The organism is Nitrospira sp. Nam80, from assembly GCF_965152575.1.
In genome coordinates, this window is the sequence record NZ_OZ224216.1 from 3,907,938 (window position 1) to 3,925,574 (window position 17,637).

Annotated in this window: 19 protein-coding genes and 3 pseudogenes; 12 read left to right on the top strand and 10 right to left on the bottom strand. The window is 53.2% G+C overall.

The genetic code is table 11. The features are described from left to right. The first annotated feature begins 22 nt into the window (after positions 1–22). On the top strand, positions 23–880 hold the full coding sequence (locus ACWGXE_RS18270) for a class I SAM-dependent methyltransferase (RefSeq protein ID WP_447599457.1): 858 nt from the start codon (positions 23–25) through the stop codon (positions 878–880). Positions 881–1,013: 133 nt separating this feature from the next. Here ACWGXE_RS18270 and ACWGXE_RS18275 read toward each other — a convergent pair whose 3' ends face one another. The 5 genes from ACWGXE_RS18275 to tmpT form a co-directional block, all read right to left on the bottom strand. Continuing rightward, complete coding sequence (locus ACWGXE_RS18275) at positions 1,014–1,565, bottom strand: hypothetical protein (protein ID WP_447599458.1); 552 nt, start codon at positions 1,563–1,565, stop codon at positions 1,014–1,016. Between the two features lie 49 nt (positions 1,566–1,614). Next, positions 1,615–2,292, bottom strand: coding sequence for a hypothetical protein (locus tag ACWGXE_RS18280; protein WP_447599459.1), 678 nt, complete (start codon positions 2,290–2,292; stop codon positions 1,615–1,617). A gap of 177 nt (positions 2,293–2,469) precedes the next feature. Beyond that, positions 2,470–2,916: a YqgE/AlgH family protein gene (locus ACWGXE_RS18285; protein ID WP_447599460.1), complete on the bottom strand. Its 447-nt coding sequence runs from the start codon at positions 2,914–2,916 to the stop codon at positions 2,470–2,472. Then, entirely contained in the window at positions 2,877–3,134 is a 258-nt protein-coding gene (locus ACWGXE_RS18290) for a hypothetical protein (protein WP_447599461.1), read from the bottom strand. Before ACWGXE_RS18290 ends, ACWGXE_RS18285 begins: the two co-directional genes overlap by 40 nt. Positions 3,135–3,172: 38 nt before the next feature. Further along, entirely contained in the window at positions 3,173–3,811 is a 639-nt protein-coding gene (gene tmpT / locus ACWGXE_RS18295; protein WP_447599462.1) for a thiopurine S-methyltransferase, read from the bottom strand. 267 nt (positions 3,812–4,078) lie between these two features. Between tmpT and ACWGXE_RS18300 the strand changes: the two genes are divergently transcribed. From ACWGXE_RS18300 to ACWGXE_RS18310, 3 genes are all read left to right on the top strand, one after another. Then, positions 4,079–4,393, top strand: a complete 315-nt coding sequence (locus ACWGXE_RS18300) for a hypothetical protein (RefSeq protein ID WP_447599463.1) — start codon at positions 4,079–4,081, stop codon at positions 4,391–4,393. A gap of 136 nt (positions 4,394–4,529) precedes the next feature. Beyond that, the gene (locus ACWGXE_RS18305) at positions 4,530–4,898 is read left to right on the top strand and encodes a hypothetical protein (RefSeq protein WP_447599464.1); all 369 of its coding nucleotides are present in this window, start codon (positions 4,530–4,532) and stop codon (positions 4,896–4,898) included. A 360-nt stretch (positions 4,899–5,258) separates the two neighbouring features. Then, a complete protein-coding gene (locus ACWGXE_RS18310; RefSeq protein ID WP_447599465.1) occupies positions 5,259–5,543 on the top strand; it encodes a PepSY domain-containing protein in 285 nt (94 codons plus the stop codon). Positions 5,544–5,682: 139 nt separating this feature from the next. On the opposite strand, the gene ACWGXE_RS18315 is transcribed toward ACWGXE_RS18310, so the two are convergent. Beyond that, positions 5,683–5,856: a hypothetical protein gene (locus tag ACWGXE_RS18315; RefSeq protein WP_447599467.1), complete on the bottom strand. Its 174-nt coding sequence runs from the start codon at positions 5,854–5,856 to the stop codon at positions 5,683–5,685. 367 nt (positions 5,857–6,223) lie between these two features. Here ACWGXE_RS18315 and ACWGXE_RS18320 point away from each other — a divergent pair, with 367 nt between their 5' ends. After that, positions 6,224–6,967 carry a Crp/Fnr family transcriptional regulator gene (locus ACWGXE_RS18320; RefSeq protein ID WP_447599468.1) on the top strand — a complete coding sequence of 248 codons (744 nt, stop codon included), beginning with the start codon at positions 6,224–6,226 and terminating at the stop codon, positions 6,965–6,967. 1 nt (position 6,968) lies between these two features. Here the strand turns inward: ACWGXE_RS18320 and ACWGXE_RS18325 are convergent, their stop codons facing one another. After that, complete coding sequence (locus ACWGXE_RS18325) at positions 6,969–7,205, bottom strand: response regulator (RefSeq protein WP_447599469.1); 237 nt, start codon at positions 7,203–7,205, stop codon at positions 6,969–6,971. 221 nt (positions 7,206–7,426) lie between these two features. On the opposite strand from ACWGXE_RS18325, the gene ACWGXE_RS18330 reads away from it, so the two are divergent. From ACWGXE_RS18330 to ACWGXE_RS18345, 4 genes are all read left to right on the top strand, one after another. Continuing rightward, positions 7,427–7,648 (top strand): hypothetical protein, encoded by a 222-nt coding sequence (locus ACWGXE_RS18330; protein ID WP_447599470.1) that lies wholly within the window; start codon positions 7,427–7,429, stop codon positions 7,646–7,648. 146 nt (positions 7,649–7,794) lie between these two features. Next, positions 7,795–8,829, top strand: coding sequence for an IS481 family transposase (locus ACWGXE_RS18335; RefSeq protein ID WP_447598420.1), 1,035 nt, complete (start codon positions 7,795–7,797; stop codon positions 8,827–8,829). Between the two features lie 471 nt (positions 8,830–9,300). Next, positions 9,301–10,224 carry a hypothetical protein gene (locus ACWGXE_RS18340; protein WP_447599472.1) on the top strand — a complete coding sequence of 308 codons (924 nt, stop codon included), beginning with the start codon at positions 9,301–9,303 and terminating at the stop codon, positions 10,222–10,224. Positions 10,225–10,399: 175 nt separating this feature from the next. Next, positions 10,400–11,281: a hypothetical protein gene (locus ACWGXE_RS18345; RefSeq protein WP_447599473.1), complete on the top strand. Its 882-nt coding sequence runs from the start codon at positions 10,400–10,402 to the stop codon at positions 11,279–11,281. 98 nt (positions 11,282–11,379) lie between these two features. Here ACWGXE_RS18345 and ACWGXE_RS18350 read toward each other — a convergent pair. Next, positions 11,380–12,117, bottom strand: a pseudogene (locus ACWGXE_RS18350) (integrase core domain-containing protein); the annotation flags it as partial. 125 nt (positions 12,118–12,242) lie between these two features. Here ACWGXE_RS18350 and istA point away from each other — a divergent pair. From istA to istB, 3 genes and pseudogenes are all read left to right on the top strand, one after another. Then, positions 12,243–13,070: pseudogene (istA, locus tag ACWGXE_RS18355) on the top strand (IS21 family transposase); the annotation flags it as partial. 101 nt (positions 13,071–13,171) lie between these two features. Next, on the top strand, positions 13,172–13,510 hold the full coding sequence (locus tag ACWGXE_RS18360) for a Mu transposase domain-containing protein (protein WP_447603793.1): 339 nt from the start codon (positions 13,172–13,174) through the stop codon (positions 13,508–13,510). Continuing rightward, positions 13,507–14,289 (top strand): IS21-like element helper ATPase IstB, encoded by a 783-nt coding sequence (gene istB, locus ACWGXE_RS18365; RefSeq protein ID WP_447599474.1) that lies wholly within the window; start codon positions 13,507–13,509, stop codon positions 14,287–14,289. Before ACWGXE_RS18360 ends, istB begins: the two co-directional genes overlap by 4 nt. 50 nt (positions 14,290–14,339) lie before the next feature. On the opposite strand, the pseudogene ACWGXE_RS18370 reads toward istB, so the two are convergent. Together ACWGXE_RS18370 and ACWGXE_RS18375 are read right to left on the bottom strand one after the other, a co-directional pair. Continuing rightward, positions 14,340–14,663 (bottom strand): annotated as a pseudogene (locus ACWGXE_RS18370) (helix-turn-helix domain-containing protein); the annotation flags it as partial. Between the two features lie 87 nt (positions 14,664–14,750). Next, on the bottom strand, positions 14,751–17,078 hold the full coding sequence (locus ACWGXE_RS18375) for an nSTAND3 domain-containing NTPase (protein WP_447599476.1): 2,328 nt from the start codon (positions 17,076–17,078) through the stop codon (positions 14,751–14,753). Positions 17,079–17,637: the final 559 nt, after the last annotated feature.

Below are 17,637 nucleotides of genomic sequence, written 5' to 3' on the forward strand. Positions count from 1 at the left end.
CAGCTATCGCGCCTATTATCTCGTGCAGCGCTATTTGGGGAGCCTCAGAACTACAAGTCCGGTGAACCGTCTACTCGCCGGAGCTGAAATTATTCATCGTATACAACAAGCAGGATGCTCGGTGGTCGGCAAAACGTTTCTTGAAGTCGGCACCGGCCATCAATTGAACATCCCGACGGCATGCTGGTTGTGCGGCGCAGAGCGAAGCATTACCGTCGACCTCAATCCTTACCTGAGATCTGAACTCGTTCAAGAAGATCTTTCCTATTGTCGAAAGAATCCCGAGTCAATCGCCGGGATGTTTAAAGAACGCGCTGAACCGCGTTGCTTCGAACAACGTTTCCGCGAGTTGATCCAGAAGGAAATCATGTTGGATGAGTTTTTACGCATGGCCAATATCGAATATGTTTCTCCCGCCGATGCGGCTCATCTCGAACTGACTTCGCAGAGCATCGACTTCCATGTCTCGTACACCACACTTGAGCACATGCCGCCTGAAACGCTCCGCGGTGCTCTCCTTGAGAGTAAGAGGGTTCTAAAAGAGGACGGCCTGTTTGTGCATCTCATCGATATGACGGATCATTTTTCCCATTCCGATCGGTCCATCTCATCGATACATTTCCTCCAATTCAGCGATGCAGAATGGCTGAAGTATGCAGGCAACCGGTACATGTATCAAAATAGGCTGCGCATTGATGAATACCTGGACTTTATAGAGAAGTCTGGACTAAGGGTCGTTTCGATGCAGGCAAGCATTGACGCCGTTGCGTTGAACAGCCTCCGTCACGGCTTGCCATTGGATGAGAGGTTTCGCAATAAACCGGAGGAGATCAACGCAACCACGCACGCCTGGATTATCGCCCGCCCGGCCGCAAGATAGATCCATGTTCATGACTTTAGCCGCATTGTCTACAGGGTCACCTCTCGTACAATACTTCTCTCCATCTTTATCCGGCCCGTTGTCCCAATGATGCGGGCTGCGCCGCTATGGCATCTTTATCAGACGCATACGATCACAAATGATAGTAACAGTAGTCCATCGAGGCTGTTCTCAGATACCCGGCAGGACGATATCTCCATACCGTCGCGAGCGCGTGGCAAGTCAGTAAGACGAGGTTCGTTCGTAATTGTTCGCCCGCGATATCGGTGGGAAAGCTTTCTCGCGCCGTACCCTTCCACAGTTCCTCTTCTTTTTGCACGGACAGAGCTCGTATGGAGACCGCCAGTTCATCGGGGTTGTGATTCCGTGAGAAGCGCGCAAATACCACTTGTTCCGCTTTCAATAATTTAGCATGGGCCAGCACGGCTTGTAATTGGCAATCCTGACAAGATTCCGCCCCCTGGCCAGGCAGTGCTCGATCAAGGATGGCGAGTCCCTGGTTCCGTAACCATGTTTGCACCGTCTCGCGCAGGACGGCATCCTCCGCCCATACGAAGACCCCAGTGCGCTCTCCGGGGATGGCTCTAAACGAGCCGTCCGTGTAAACGCGATGCAAATCCGTCGTACAGCCCAAGAAGAACGTCGCCATGATCAGTGCGAGACTCCATCGACTCCACACACGCATGTTCGGTGTGACCCCTTTTGTTAGCCGCCAGAATGCTGAGTGCATGGACCTACGGTATCGCAGTTAAGTCCGACCCCTCGAATGTGAAGAAGAACAAGACCGTGTATTGATTGTAGAACGCCGACCCTTCATACCAGGAAGTCGATCGTACGAGTTCGCCGGTGTGGGCATCGTAGACGTCCATCGTGAAGCGGGCATAGGCTCGTTGTCGTTGCGCCTTGTATAGGGTGAGCTCCGGCAACGAGAACGGTATCAGCACGCTCTGGACCGGCGGCATGCCGAAAAACGTTTCTCCCTGCTCTGTCCCAAGGGCTTCCACGACGGCACGCAGAAAATACCGGGCCTCCTCGCGACGCGTGCGCAGCATCAACCCCAGTTCCCCCAGACGAGCCTCGAGCTTTCCTTGCACGACAGGCAGATCGGAGGCCTGCTGGCGAATGACCGGCAGGTCATCTGGACTGGTAGTCGGCGCTTGTGGGACGGCAAACGTCCTCTGTAGGATCGATCGGTCCTGTGGGAAACCCGCCAGCTCAACGACGACCGGCTGCCGTAAGGGTACCGGGACGACAAGATGATTCAGGCTGCGTGTGATGGCCTGTGCCAGCAGCAATTGCTCCATAGCTGTTCTCGGTGTGCGGGTCGGTTCGCGGGTCAGAGCGCAGCCGGATAGGACCGTGGAAACCAAGAGCGCGAAAAAGATCGGCTTCCTGAGCTTCAACGCAATCAAGGTCTTGGCATCCTGCTTGGCGATGATGTGTGGGCTCTGACTCGGCGGTTGCGGCTCATGATAAGAAATCTACCCGAGGCGGGAACGCTCTTCAAGGGGAACCCTTGCGAGATATCCGCTGCGCGGAGACAAATGCAATCAGCAGGCTCGAAGGAATCGTTGTACTGGCGGCTATCCCTAATGAGAAATGACTCTGGGCGCCTGAAGGCGGCTGAGACAGTCCTGCCAGAGCGTGGCTGGATCCTTATCAAAGATGTCGAACGATTCAGGCGGCAGGGTTGCCCACGCTCCTTGGAGCATTTCAAATGTCAGTTGCCCCGGAGCCCACCCGGCGGATCCGGCAAAAGCCCGGAAGGTCTCGGTGGGACGGGCCTGTGTGATGATGCGTTCCAGAACCGCCGGTGTGCCACCCACATAAACTCCGTCGATGACCGCCCGCGCGTCTGTTGGAGGCTCCTTGAGGCGGAACAGCAGGAGCAGGCGGGATGGTTCTACCGGCCCTCCCACAAACAACCGGTGGTTACTTCCCTTGAGCACGGTGAGCTGCGGTAATGCCTCCGACAGGAGGATGTTCGTGGACCGATTCAGAATGAGTCCGGTTGTTCCCTCCGACCCGTGCTCCATGATGAGCACACGGCTTGACGGAAGTTCGGATCATTCAGCATCGGGCTGGCCACCAAGAGCACTCCCTTCGCGACCGACGACGGCGAAAACTCGTTCCCCGTCGCCGGAACCGTGAGCAGGACGGTGAAGAATCCCCCGAGCAGGAAGCTCACCACCGCTTTTCGTGCACCTGCGAGAGCGAGAAACAGCAACATTCGATCCACGCCGGGTTCCCCCATGATATCGAATTGGTCCCTTTTCTTTAAGCGAAGTGAAGTTACTTTTCCCGTAGCAGCCAGACATTCTCCTTTGCCGCGCATTTTCCCTTCAAACCACCAGGCACATCTGCACTTAAGATCATACTCACCTCGTAACTTTCTCTATAATGTCTATTGACTTCCTCGTTGTTGATGGAAAAAGGAGGGCCTTCCATCAGGCTTTGGTCGTACTCATAGGTAATGAGCAGTTGCGGCGCGTCGCTCGTAAGCGCCGTTAAATGTGCCGTGTATCGCTTTCGTACTTCTTCCGGCAACGCAACTAAAGCGGCCCTGTCATAAACGGCATCGACCGGGCCAAGGACGTCGCTGGACAGTTGAAATATGTCACCAACAAACACGTCGATATTGGCCGCGCTGTAGTGATCTACTTCACCGTCACGCGATACTTTCGGCTCCACGCCGAGTTCCGTAAATAATTGCTCAATGGCTACCTTGCTCAGCTCCGCGCCGGCTACACGAAAGCCTTCAGAAAGTAACCAATGAATATCCAGGGTCTTGCCGCACAATGGTACAAAGACACGACTACCCTTCGACAATGAAAGCGCGGCGAAGCATCTGACCAGGAGCGGGTTGGCTTCCTTTTTGTGAAAAGCAATGTCGTTGGTTTCCCATCTTTCGTGCCAAAAACCTGCATCCATATTTATCTCCTTAGAGAATGGCTTACCCGCAGCGTTAGAAGGCGGCGTCCCATATTTGGACGGAAACTGCGTTCGAAAATCGATAAGACTATATACACTGCCTAAGCCTTGAGAGTCGATTTAGAATGGTTTTACCTTGGCTTGGTCTTCGAAGATCCCCCTATTTAGACCACATAGGTGTTAAGCAGGTTGCACATAGTCGTGGGAGAGATCGAGGTCGAGCAATCACACCAGCGAGAACGGTGTGCCGACCGGAAAGGATGAGCCGTGAGTCACAAGCAATTTGGGTTGTTAATCGTCGTGACGTTGATTGGGGGTTGTATTGGCGGAATATTGGGGGATCGGTGGCTGGCTCCCTCGCCGGCTACTGCGGAAAAGGCCAATAGCGTTAATGCCGAGGAGTTTCTCTTGCTCGACCCATCGGGCAAGGCACGGGCAGGCTTGGGGCTCGATCAAAACGGAGAGGTCGGGTTGGTGCTGACGAGTCGGGATGGCAATCGAAGGCTATACCTCACCCCTGACGAGCGAACCGTCATAAAACTGACCGATCGCAACGGACAGATCATTTGGAGCATGCCATAGACACTGGAATAAAAGTGGCGCTGGTGCTGGTGGCTCGATGACCTGGTAGTGAAAACCAAATGAATTAAATTGAATAGACTTCAGCAAGCGCGTAGGTAAGCTGTATCAGACTGAAATGGAGACAAGGAGGTACACCATGATGCCACTCTTAGTCATCCTTACCGTCATTTTCAATGGTTCAGTCTTTGCGCAGATGAACCAGTCCTACAAAAGAGGCGACACGTCGAGCACGGTCTTCGGGACGAGTCCGAATAATATCGAGGAGTACCTCGAGAGCCGAAAGAATACAGGGACGGTCTTTACCAATCCTGAGATCGGCACCCCACAGCGCCGGTTCAATGAACCGGCCGGGATGATGCAGGAGAGCCTCACGATATTTAATACACCAATGGATCGTACACCGGTCGGTAATACACCGATGGGTATGCCGCGATCTGCACCCGATATCATGGCTCCATCTCAGCCCTTTGGGCCCGCACTGGTTCCGACACCATGGAGACGATAACAGCGCCGTGAAGGCCGGCCCGGGCGATTCTCTTCCACTGTGCAATCGGTAACCTACATTGGTGCCGTCTGTCTCGTCGCCAAGCACAATGAGAAGGTCGGTGGGGTGCTTGCGTCACCTTTACATAATCGGCAATCTCCTTGCTAGCTCATACAGTCGCCGGAAGACAATATATGGAAATTACAAAAAGCGGCCCCGCTGCTTTCATGCCACCCTCGGCATGACACGCTAATTCTAGAGATACGCCTAGTCCACGGGGGTTTGCAGCCAGTATACGATTAAGCAACACCAACGGCGGACCCACGGTTATTTCTTGCCGAGGGCGCTGGCATGGTGATTAATTCACCTAAAGGAGGCGAAATGACGAAAAAACTTTTAGCCATCGCATTGCTTTCCGGGGTCATGTCCAGTCCCGCGTGGGCACTGTTCGAGACCAATAAGGAATTGATCGCGACGGCGAAGATCACGATGGAAGACGCCGTGCGTACTGCCGTAAAGGCAGTCCCGGGTAGCAAAGCAGTAGATGCCGAACTTGGGAAGGAAGACGGCCGGACAGTCTACGAGGTCGAGGTCATAGACGCCAACAAGAAGACCCAAAAAGTCTATGTCGATGCCGAGACGGGAAAAACCAAGATCGATAAGTAACGCCTAGCGTGCGGCCTCCTCGCGGGAGGCCGCACGTCTCACCTCATATGCTCTCCCCAGCGCGGTGTGATCCGGCGTTCTAGCCTCAAGAGCGTCCCGCCTTCCGCTCAGAGCCTTCGCTAAAGCTCCCTTACGTGGCTCAATTACCATCAACCTGAATCGCTTTGCGTTCCCGTTCCCGGTGGGCAAGCCATGCGTCATTTGCGCGTATCTGCCGCGCCCGCCAGTGCCATTCCATGTAGATATAGATTGCCCGCCCGGTGAGCGCAAGCAAGGAGATTCCGGTCAGCCATTCCACCGTGTTTAAGGTCATTTTCACCGCCTCGAACGCGAATCTTACCTGTATAGCAGCCGCTGGTCAGATAAGTCTGTTCGAGCGGAGATCAAGATCAGTAACCGAAGAAAGAAGCAAGACAACCAGGTGCGCTGTTTAAGAGAAGCCACGGAGAAGACTCTTTTCTCTCCTCAAAGAATCGAGCTCCTTTAGCAAGGTAGTACCGGGATAGATAATCCCAAGCGACGGGATGTTGCGCTAATAGGCAGGCGTAACCGCGCTCTTGTAAATTGTCCAGTTGATCGCGTAGCCTGCTTATGAGGCCTCTTCTCACCCTGTCACCCCATCAGCCAGCGGACAAGAATCGTCTGACGAAACTGCTGGGCATGCCTGAGAAAGGAATCCAGTGACGACTGCCACCAGCAAATTTGCTGCGAATCGCATCCTCGCGCTTCTGCCGCCTCAGGAGGCTGAGGTCATTCTTCCTCATCTTGAATCGGTCGATATTCATCTCGGCGATATCATTGACCAGCCTGGAGAGCTGATCCAATACTTGTACTTCCCGCTTCACGCCGCCATTAGTATGACGGACATCCTTGACGAGCGTCATACCGTCGAAGTGACGATCACAGGAGCCGAAGGCTCTAGCGGGGCATCGGTGGTGCAAGGGAGTGAACGAGCCGTCTGTCTGGCGATTGTCCAAATTGGCGGCCCGGCCGTCCGTGTCCCAGCCCCGGAGCTGGTTTCACGGCTGCATGACCTGCCATACCTGCAAGGCGCGTTACAGCGGTACAACGCCCTACTGCTCCGCCATGCGGTGATTTCCGTAGGCTGTAACCGCTTCCATTCCCACCAGCAACGTCTCGCGCGGTGGTTAAAGGCCCATTGGGATCGGACGGGGTTGGAAACGTTTCCATTTACACTAGACTTTCTCGGCGCACAGGTGGGATTGGACCTGAAAACAATCACCGATGTGGTAGACGACCTTCAACGCCAGAGCATTGTTGCGAAGACCCGCCATACCATTGCGATCGTTGACCACGACCGGCTCACTGCCACGTGCTGTGACTGTTTTGCCCTTTGCAAAGAGACCACGCAACAGTATGTCGCGGCCTTACAGGACATCGCGCGTGCAAACCGCGGTGAGTAAATCACATGCCGACGATCTTGACGCCCGGAATCTCTTGAGCAATCGTCCGTGCCGCCTCAGGGCCATCCATGATCGGCATATTGAAATCCATTAACACGATCTGCGGCCGTAATTGACGGGCCAGTTTCACCGCGTCCGCTCCATTCCTTGCCTCGCCGATAACCCGGAAATCGAAGTATGATTCAATTAGGTACCGTACGGACTCGCGAACCAACGCATGATCGTCGGCTACGAGCACATCAACGACCGTCTGAGCGAAGACAGTTTGCAGTCTTTCTGAGCCGAGTACCACTGGTAACGATGATGAGTGATGGATTGCTACGTGAGCCGAGAAAACACGATGGCTTAGAGATGCTTATTACTATAGTCTGTGACTGAGTACCGGGACTTAGAACCGGGACTGGGACCGGAGTAAAACCGGGATCAGGGCCTTTACGCAATAGTGCACCAGGAGGTGTGATGAGCAAAAAGAAAAAGCGCAAGAAGCGAGACATCTCCATTGGCGAGGCTGTTGGAAACTCTATAGATCAGGGATTGTTACGGTCAGCGGCAACGATGGGTCAACAGATGATGGAGCATGTGCTCAAGACCGATCCGAAAATTAAGTCGCTTGTAGAACAACTGGTAAGAAAGCGACTCGAACGGGCGTTGCGGGATTTGGGCGGCAACAGAAAGCCATGATTAGTGCATCAACTACAGTGGCCGAATACATTTTGCGCTACCTGGTGCCAAAGCCGGGATTTGATTTCCCTCGATTTAGCTGTGAAAGCTAGAACTTAAACTGACAGTCAGGTAGAGTCCTCCCTCTTTCGAAAGGAGCGAGGACAATGACGACGGAGCAGAAGATCATCAAGGCCAAAGTCGGCGTGTTGGAACTGGCGAAGCAGCTCGGTAATGTCTCCAAAGCCTGTCAGCTGATGGGGTATAGCCGAGATAGTTTCTATCGGTTCAAAGAACTCTACGACACGGGCGGCGAGGCCGCCCTCCAAGAGATTTCGCGACAGAAACCCCTCCTCAAGAATCGGGTGGCGCCTGAAGTGGAGCAGGTGATTGTGCAGATGGCCATTGAGCAGCCGGCTTGGGGGCAGGCCCGCGTGGCCAATGAACTGCGCAAGCAGGCCCTGACGATTTCCCCGGCGGGCGTGCGATGCATCTGGCTCCGCCATGATCTCGAAACGATGCGGAAACGATTGAAGGCGCTGGAAGCGAAGGTGGCGCAAGAAGGTCTGGTGCTCACCGATGCGCAAGTGGTGGCGCTCGAGAAGGCCACCGCGGATAAAGAAGCGCACGGGGAATTCGAGAGCGCATGTCCCGGCTACTGCGGCGCGCAGGACACGTTCTACGTCGGGACGTTGAAGGGCGTGGGCCGGATCTATCAACAGACCTTCATCGATACCTACAGCAAAGTCGGCTTTGCCAAGCTATACGACCGAAAGACGCCGGTGACGGCCGCGGAATTGCTCAATGACCGAGTCTTGCCGTTTTTCGAGCAGCACGACATTCCGCTGAACCGTGTGCTCACCGATCGTGGCACGGAATACTGTGGCGCGCCGGAGCGCCATGAGTACGAATTGTACCTTGCCGTGGAGAACATTGATCACACGCGCACCAAGACGCGGCATCCCCAGACCAACGGGATCTGTGAGCGGTTCCACAAAACGATGTTGAACGAGTTCTACCGCGTAGCGTTCCGGAAGAAGATCTATCAGACGCTGGAGGAACTCCAGGCCGACCTGGATGCATGGATACAGGAGTACAACGAGCAGCGCCCTCATCAGGGCCGCTGGTGCTATGGCAAGACGCCCATGCACACCTTCGTCGACAGTGTGCCGCTGGCCAAGGAGAAAATGTTAGCGGCCTAAACCCGGTGAGGACTCGCTGTCTGTCAGATGAAGTCTTGAGTTATACAATTTAGGAATTATCCAATTGGCGTGGAATTCACTGCCTTTTACCTCAATTGTCAATAAGTTGGCGTGCGGTATAGAGTGATACGGAATGATAAGAAAACGCATCAAAATCGGTCTGCTATACGACCGTTTTACGACCGCTTGCCTCCGTAGTAAACCCTTACCCGCTCTGCTTCATTGAAACACACTCAGGAATACGCTACATACGTACGGCATTTCCACACACTGGCCTTATTGGTGCTTCTTATGTCTCGGGCCTATTGGTTAGATCTGTTCACATTCACCACGTGGCAAGAGTTCATTAAGGCAGGCTCCAGTGTCTCTGGGTTCCGCGAAAAGCGGTGGAAAACCGTTCAGCAGATCAAACCAGGCGACTATCTACTTTGCTATCTGACGGGTCTTTCACGTTGGATAGGAGTCCTCGAGGTGACTTCATCCGCGTTTAAGGACTCTGCTCCGATATGGAAAGATGAAGACTTTCCTTCAAGGGTGAAGGTCAAGATGATAGTCAGTTTGACACCAGAAACCGCTCTGCCAGTCCTAGAAATGAGGGACAAACTAACATTTTTTAGCAACCTTAAAAGTCCAATGGCATGGACTGGACACTTCCGGGGTTCACCGACAAAGATGAAGGCTTCCGATGGGGAAGCCATTGTTACCGCCATGCGTGAGGCGGAGAAAAATCCTGTATCACGCCCCTTCGATAATAATCTGGCCCATCGGCCTAAAGCGCTGAAAGCAAAAATCGGTTCAGTAACCGTCCCAGAAGCCGATGAAACGCCGCTGCAGCTGGCACTTGTTGAAAAGGAAACTACAGCGCACGATGAGATTCAGTGGATCCTGTTAAAGCTCGGGAGCGAGATGGGTCTCGAAGTCTGGGTGGCACGCAATGATCGCGGGAAGGTAATAAACGGTCATCGCGTTATGGATCTTCCAAGACTAAAAAAGGATCTTCCATTGCAGTTCGATGAAGCAACAAATCGAACAATTGAATTAATTGATGTTCTCTGGCTTAAAGGTAATGCAATTGTAGCGGCGTTCGAGATTGAGAGTACTACATCAGTTTACTCAGGGCTGTTGCGGATGTCAGATCTAATCGCCATGCAACCGAACATCAACATTCCCCTTTATTTGGTCGCACCAGACGAGCGTCGCAATAAGGTTATTCTTGAGGTGAATCGCCCGACATTCTCGAGACTTTCCCCGCCGATGAAAGAGATGTGCAGGTTTATTTCCTTTTCTGTACTACGAGACCGCATTCCTCAAGTAACTGCTATGGCGCGGTACCTTAAACCGGAATTCTTGGAAGAACTGTCCGAGTCTTGTGAGGCAGAAGAAGCAGAAGACTAACCCTACCTAAACGCTGCTGAGCCTCTTTGAGAGGGCCCTTATAGGCTCTACAGCTTCTTCGATGATTATGCACTTTCGCGTTCCCAATACTGACCCTGTGCTATGTGTCTGCCCCCGGTCGTAAAATTGTGCAGCCTAATTGAGTGCTACAGCAGGTAAAGTAGCGGATATTCGTATGAGAACGATTGCGGTGGTTTTTGAGGGAGGCATCAAGCTATGGAATATCGATGGGCTTTTTTACAAGGACTCCAATGTTCGCTCAGAAAGTCTCGGGCGATTGAAAGAAGTAGTCGAAAAGTATGGGATAAGGCCCATAGTGGCGATTCTAGGAGGGATCGGCGAGTATGAAAGGGCAATGTTGCTGCCATTTCAGGAAGAAACGCAAAGCTTAGATATTCAGAAATCGAACTTCGAACAAAGTGCTTTGACAAAAGGGGTCTTTTTTTTCTCTCAAACATTCAACATCAGCTATTTGATAGGAGCTGTTATTTATCACTGTAAAGAACTAGCTTTCACTTACAATGACATTTCATCCGGAGCCTACGATTTTCCTCTGCCTGGTGACCCAAGCTCCAATGAATTCATTTTCAGTGGTCATCCAGAACCATACTACGAATTTGAGGCCCTTATAACCGCCGCGCGACGAACGTACGATAGTACTCGATTTATCCTCTGGAACACGTTTATGGGCGGACAGGGCAGCGTTCCGAGTTCCTTCGCTAGAACCATTAAGAACTGTCGGAATATTCCCGAATCATTAGCTATGCGTTTGGAACGGAGTTGGTCAAGCTACGGCGAAATGATAACGGAGTATAGAGATTGCCTCCAACACTATTGCCCTATTGGAAGGGAAATGCCGTACGCACATATGAAACGATTGCAGGGCGAATTATGGTCAACGGCCCTATGGATACCTGACAATCCACAAGTCCGATCGCAGCGGTTGTACCGGTACGATTTAAAAATCGACGCTTTGACTTACGGATGGAGGGTTACTAGCGAACTCATGAATTTGGCTCGGTGCATCATAGAAGAACTGCCAAAGAAGGATGGCTGAAGAACTACGACTGTCCGGGCTGAGTTCGGAACTATAGACACACGCCTGAGCTGTATAACTCAAGACTTCATCTGACAGACAGCGAGTCCTCACCGGGTTTAGGCCGCTAACATTTTCTCCTTGGCCAGCGGCACACTGTCGACGAAGGTGTGCATGGGCGTCTTGCCATAGCACCAGCGGCCCTGATGAGGGCGCTGCTCGTTGTACTCCTGTATCCATGCATCCAGGTCGGCCTGGAGTTCCTCCAGCGTCTGATAGATCTTCTTCCGGAACGCTACGCGGTAGAACTCGTTCAACATCGTTTTGTGGAACCGCTCACAGATCCCGTTGGTCTGGGGATGCCGCGTCTTGGTGCGCGTGTGATCAATGTTCTCCACGGCAAGGTACAATTCGTACTCATGGCGCTCCGGCGCGCCACAGTATTCCGTGCCACGATCGGTGAGCACACGGTTCAGCGGAATGTCGTGCTGCTCGAAAAACGGCAAGACTCGGTCATTGAGCAATTCCGCGGCCGTCACCGGCGTCTTTCGGTCGTATAGCTTGGCAAAGCCGACTTTGCTGTAGGTATCGATGAAGGTCTGTTGATAGATCCGGCCCACGCCCTTCAACGTCCCGACGTAGAACGTGTCCTGCGCGCCGCAGTAGCCGGGACATGCGCTCTCGAATTCCCCGTGCGCTTCTTTATCCGCGGTGGCCTTCTCGAGCGCCACCACTTGCGCATCGGTGAGCACCAGACCTTCTTGCGCCACCTTCGCTTCCAGCGCCTTCAATCGTTTCCGCATCGTTTCGAGATCATGGCGGAGCCAGATGCATCGCACGCTGTCAGGGGTCATCCAATAATCCCCAGGTGTGGTCATTGAATTCTCCCCACCCATCCTAACGAAGGAGGAGAGAGATGGGACTTGACGAGACGGGAGCGTCGACGATCATGCGCGTCCAGGACCAACTTGGGGAGGCGTGCATGGTGGATCAGGAGCGGTGGGCGGAGATCCGACGGTTGTTTCATGAGGAACGGGTATCCATTTCGGAGATCGGGCGGCGGTTGGACCTGGATCGCAAGACCGTGCGTCGCAGTGTCCGGCAGACGACGTGGCAGCCCTATCGCCGGGTGGCGGTCGCCGAGACACTCTTGACCGCCCATGCCGACTTTGTGCGGGCCCGCGCCCCGCAGGTCAATTACTCCGCACGGATTCTCTACCAGGAGCTGCGGGCGAGCCGGAGCTACACCGGCAGTTACGAGACGGTCAAGCGGTGTGTGGCACCACTGCGTGAGGTGCAGATGCAAGCGGAGCGGGCCCTGCTGCGCTTTGAGACGCCGCCAGGGCAGCAAAGTCAGATTGATTGGGGGCAAGCGTTGGTCCCCTTTCGCGCCGGCGCCTCGGTCGTGCACGTGTTCGTGCTCACCTTAGGCTTCAGCCGACGCGGGTTCTATTACGCCTGTGCTGACGAGCGACTCGCGCAGTTTCTCGAGGCCCACGAGCGGGCCTTTGCCCATTTCGGCGGGCATACCCGTGAGCATCTGTATGACCGGCCGCGGACAGTCTGCTATGCGGATGACACCGGACGGCGCCTCTGGAATCCGACCTTCAAAGCGTTTGCCGACTACTGGGGCTTCGAGCCGCGGGTGTGTCGGCCCTACCGCGCACAGACCAAGGGCAAAGTCGAATCGGGCGTGAAGTATGTGAAGCGGAACTTCCTGCCGGGGCGGACGTTCGTCGATGTCGTCGACTTCCAAGCCCAGCTCGACGAATGGAATGCGACGATTGCCGACCGTCGCTTGCATGGGACCACACATGAGCCGCCGATCACGCGGTTCGAGCGGGAGCGCGGGCAATTGGTGCCGTTGGCAGGGCAGCGCAGCTTCCAGCAGGAAGCGCGCGTCTCGCCATCGTGGCCGAAGACTATCTCGTCAGCCTGGACACGAACCGCTACTCCGTGCCCTTCCGGCTCATCGGCCAGCGAGTCGAGGTACAGCGACGGGGCGAGATGGTGCACATCTTCCATCGCGACCGCGAGGTCGCCAGCCATCCCGTCCTCGCTGGCACCCACCAATTCCGCATCCTGCCAGAACACGGCCCTGGGGCCATCGCGCGCATCGCACGCCAGCGCCGGTCGACACGAGGCGAGTCGGCCCCATGGGCGGCGGTCCTGCCGGAGGTCGAGATCCGGGATTTGGCCTGCTACGAGACGCTGTGCGGACGCGTGAACGCGCACGAGGTGCAGCCATGAACCCCGCCCAGCTCGAACGACTCCGCGAACAGTTGACGCGCTTGCGGCTTTTCACAAGCCGCGAACGACTCGACGCGCTCTTACAGGAGGCCGCGGCGAAGGACCTCTCGTATGCGGACTTCCTCGACCAGGTGCTCAGTGAAGAAGTCGCCGCCAAGGCCGAAAAGAACATTACCATGCGCACCAGTCTCGCGCGGTTTCCGTTTGTGAAGAGTCTGGACGCCTTCGACTTCGCGTACCAACCCTCCTTGGATAAGAAGCAGATTCAGCAGGTGGCGACCTGTCATTTCATCGAACACGGCGAGAATCTCGTGATCCTGGGACCGCCCGGCGTGGGCAAAAGCCACCTGGCCATTGGGCTAGGACTCAAAGCCATTGCGCAGGGCTACCGGGTCTTGTTCACGACGGCGGCCGCCATGATTGCCACGCTCACCCGGGCGCTCACGGAGAATCGGCTGGAGGACAAGTTGAAGCTCTACACCATCCCGCGGTTACTGATTATTGATGAAATCGGCTATCTGCCGATTGACCGCACTGGAGCCAACTTGTTTTTCCAGCTCATCTCGCGCCGCTACGAGAAAGGGCCGATGATTCTCACCAGCAATCAGAGCTTCGGCGCCTGGGGGGAGGTGTTTGGCGATCGGGTGCTGGCCACCGCCATCCTGGATCGGGTCCTGCACCACGCCATCACGATCAATATCCGCGGCCATTCCTACCGCCTGAAGGAGAAGCTCAAAGCCGGCTTGGTGCGACCCGAAGAAGCCACAACCACAACCTAACTGGGTGGGGACTTTTCGATGACCATAACTGGGGAAATTTGGGTGACCCTTGACAGCACGCCCGCCGGGGAAATCGTCAGGGCCTGCTTGCGCAGTTCATTGGCCACGCGGGCCTGCCCCCAAGCCGGCTGCTCAATGGCCATCTGCACAATCACCTGCTCCACTTCAGGCGCCACCCGATTCTTGAGGAGGGGTTTCTGTCGCGAAATCTCTTGGAGGGCGGCCTCGCCGCCCGTGTCGTAGAGTTCTTTGAACCGATAGAAACTATCTCGGCTATACCCCATCAGCTGACAGGCTTTGGAGACATTACCGAGCTGCTTCGCCAGTTCCAACACGCCGACTTTGGCCTTGATGATCTTCTGCTCCGTCGTCATTGTCCTCGCTCCTTTCGAAAGAGGGAGGACTCTACCTGACTGTCAGTTTAAGTTCTAGCTTTCACACCTGAGCCATGCACGACTATCCTAACGGAGGCTATCGAACATCGAATGGATCTGTTCATCCGTGCCCATTTCTAGTTCCGATGCTGCTCCCCTCCAGTCATCGTCGTTATAGTTCGGCTCTTCTGCGTGTCTCGCATCAATCTCGTCTGCAGTTTCTCTGATCTGATCGCAAGCGGCGTCCACATCGACATTCAGTTTTTCACCAATGGAGCTCAGCTGATCGGCATACTGTCTAATACTGTCTGTATCATAAACTAAATCAGACAGGTCTCCATCTACGATAGCATTATATGCGTCCTTAAAATCCTTTCGGATTTCTTCGAATTCTTCTTTGGACACCGCTGAAGAAAAAAGCTCAGAAAACTCGATGGCAAGGTCAAAGTCATCTAATCTCAAAAACTCGTGGTTTTTCATCAAGGCTTGGAGCAATGTTTGTTTTGTTGTCTCTATGAAACTTTGTGAGACAGGGATTTCATGCTTAGCTATATAATTCAGCAGATAGCTTAACGAAGTTCCTTTACGAGGCATCAACTCTATCATTGCCTCAATTACTCGTTCTCTCAGGCCGTCTTCGTTGAGATGTCGTGAGATATCGAGGGCGTGTATTGACCGTCTCTCCCAGGGGATAGGGCTGGCTTGCATGCGTTCGCTTGCTCCCGCGCTGTCATATGTCGTTTGCTTTGTCAAAGTGCAATCTGAAGAGCAAAAGAGCCGGTCCACGGCGTCTACCATCTCATTGCCCAATTTTATTAGGGTACTACGGAGACCATTTTCTTCTTTAGCGTTAGCGGTTGAACCCCATAGTTCCATTACCTGTGTAAAGAAACAACACGACTTCACTAGTGCGGCACATACGTCTAAGTTTTCTTTCAGGTACGCTATGATGAAGTCCTTTATCGATGGGTTGTGATACCTTACTAAAATGGTCTCCCCAACTTTGCTCAGGTTAATAAAATTCCCCTCTAACTCTTTCATGGCTCTCTTGTAATCCATTGGCGAGATGGAAAACCGATATTGGCTTGCGCGTGCACTGTGCAGACCGGTAAAGGCCTTCTGGACATCCTCCCATGATGCTTGGCTCGGCATACTAGACAACACGATCAATATGTGTCTGGCAGCATGCGAGAGCTGGCTTTCGAATGCGTGCTCCCAAAGCTTTGATGGATTATCAAGCGTATACATGAACTTCGTGTAATATTCCCTCGGCATTATGCCGTGTGCTTCTACGTAGCTGGTCATCCACTCGATGATGCGAGGATTAAAATTGGGATGTCCAATTATTCTCATATACCGCCGATCCCTTAGCAGATCAGCTAGATAATGGGGTTTTAGGCCTGAAAAATAAACGTGGTTATAAAGAATCTTTGCACGGTGAGATCTTTTATAGTCTGAAAGGTCAATCACGCATTTCTTGTAATCCATGTTAGACCTGGAGAGTTTCTCATAGACTTGTTTAGCTTGAGCGAGGATGTATTCGCGGGTCGTAAGCAGCAACCTTGTATTCTTTGATTTCTGGACCATGTCTATGAACCGAAGAAGATTGTCATCCTCGTTCTTATGCAACTTGTCGCCCAACGATGTTTGGCCCAGAAAGTCATCATAGTAAAAAATTTGCCGCTTCCCTTGTTCCAACACCTTAAAGGCTTCTGCAATATCATTCGTTACTTTTAAAGGCTCATAGCCGATACTCAAGTAGTGGACTAGTAGTATCTCAGCCAGGGTCGTCTTGCCGATTCCCGGGATCCCCGCAATGATGCAATAGTGCAATTCGTCAAGTATCTCCTGGGCTCGGAAGAAACTTTCATTTTGGACATAGAGTTTTATTTTTTGCTTAATGTTCTCTAGGTCGACCTCGGTCTGATTGTAAATAGTGCTATGAATGATACGGCTAAGGACTGCTTCACTAGACAACCATAATTTAAAGTTCTTTCTTTCAATCTCCGGATGTTGGCGTAGAAGATTATTAAGATCTTCTCTGCCGTACACGTCTTGAGTCCCTCGGCAGAAGGGTTTCAATATTTCAATGATTTGGTTCTTTTGGGATGGACTCAGGGAGACAGATGTCGCGATGATGTACTGCGAGGGTTTGATTCTCTCTATCTTTGAATACTCTTTGTCCTTTAGATCACGACAGAGTCGAGAAAATCCCGACTCAGCGTAGTGCTTACACTGTACGATAAGTGTTTTTGAAGGAAAAACCCTCTGCTCCGTCGAATAACGAAGATCAATGCCCTGATCTCGCCCCGCCTTAAAAGACTCTAGTCTCAGTTTCAATTCGACTTGCAACAAGTCCCTGACGCATTCTTCAAAGTCATGGCTTGAAAGCGTCTTGAAATCATAGTTCGACATTTGTTGGTTATAGTAGTATTTATTAGCTGTCCAGTAATGTTCTATTAAAAGGACAGCGTAAATATACTAATTTCACGCGAAAAATTCGAGGCTTTTTGAGGGATGGTTTTGACAGGTTTTATGGACAAAGGATTTAGACACCTTCACGGCCTCAGCGATGGCTCGAATAGAATGTCCCTCGGCCTTCAGCTGTACCACTGTCCACAAAAAATTAAGATCGGTGAATGGACGCCTTCCCAGCTGCTTATCTACTTCCTTCGTAACGGTCTGTGAAAAAGCGGTAGAACGCGATGCACCAGAGTTGTACGTGGAGTGACATTGCGGGCGAGCCGTACTGGTGTGCGTGGCGAACAATCGAGCCAGGTCCGACTGCCGGTGGCTGTCGCAACAGGCAGCGGCAGATCGGAAACCCCCGCATTCTGATGTGGGGGCTGGGGGGAGCCGCAGCCGATTGTCCGCGAGCTACAACAGTTCGGCGAGCACGCACCGGAACGACATGCACAACTCTGGTGGTATGAAGCGGCGTTTATTCCGTCGCCAAGACTAATGAGAAGGGCTC

Bases quoted from the DNA above. Each gene is read 5' to 3' on its own strand.
- ACWGXE_RS18275 (WP_447599458.1), bottom strand. From the start codon at position 1,565: ATGCGTGTGTGGAGTCGATGGAGTCTCGCACTGATCATGGCGACGTTC.
- ACWGXE_RS18285 (WP_447599460.1), bottom strand. From the start codon at position 2,916: ATGGAGCACGGGTCGGAGGGAACAACCGGACTCATTCTGAATCGGTCC.
- ACWGXE_RS18290 (WP_447599461.1), bottom strand. From the start codon at position 3,134: ATGGGGGAACCCGGCGTGGATCGAATGTTGCTGTTTCTCGCTCTCGCA.
- tmpT (WP_447599462.1), bottom strand. From the start codon at position 3,811: ATGGATGCAGGTTTTTGGCACGAAAGATGGGAAACCAACGACATTGCT.
- ACWGXE_RS18305 (WP_447599464.1), top strand. From the start codon at position 4,530: ATGATGCCACTCTTAGTCATCCTTACCGTCATTTTCAATGGTTCAGTC.
- ACWGXE_RS18310 (WP_447599465.1), top strand. From the start codon at position 5,259: ATGACGAAAAAACTTTTAGCCATCGCATTGCTTTCCGGGGTCATGTCC.
- ACWGXE_RS18315 (WP_447599467.1), bottom strand. From the start codon at position 5,856: ATGACCTTAAACACGGTGGAATGGCTGACCGGAATCTCCTTGCTTGCG.
- ACWGXE_RS18330 (WP_447599470.1), top strand. From the start codon at position 7,427: ATGAGCAAAAAGAAAAAGCGCAAGAAGCGAGACATCTCCATTGGCGAG.
- ACWGXE_RS18335 (WP_447598420.1), top strand. From the start codon at position 7,795: ATGACGACGGAGCAGAAGATCATCAAGGCCAAAGTCGGCGTGTTGGAA.
- ACWGXE_RS18345 (WP_447599473.1), top strand. From the start codon at position 10,400: ATGAGAACGATTGCGGTGGTTTTTGAGGGAGGCATCAAGCTATGGAAT.
- istB (WP_447599474.1), top strand. From the start codon at position 13,507: ATGAACCCCGCCCAGCTCGAACGACTCCGCGAACAGTTGACGCGCTTG.
- ACWGXE_RS18375 (WP_447599476.1), bottom strand. From the start codon at position 17,078: ATGTCGAACTATGATTTCAAGACGCTTTCAAGCCATGACTTTGAAGAA.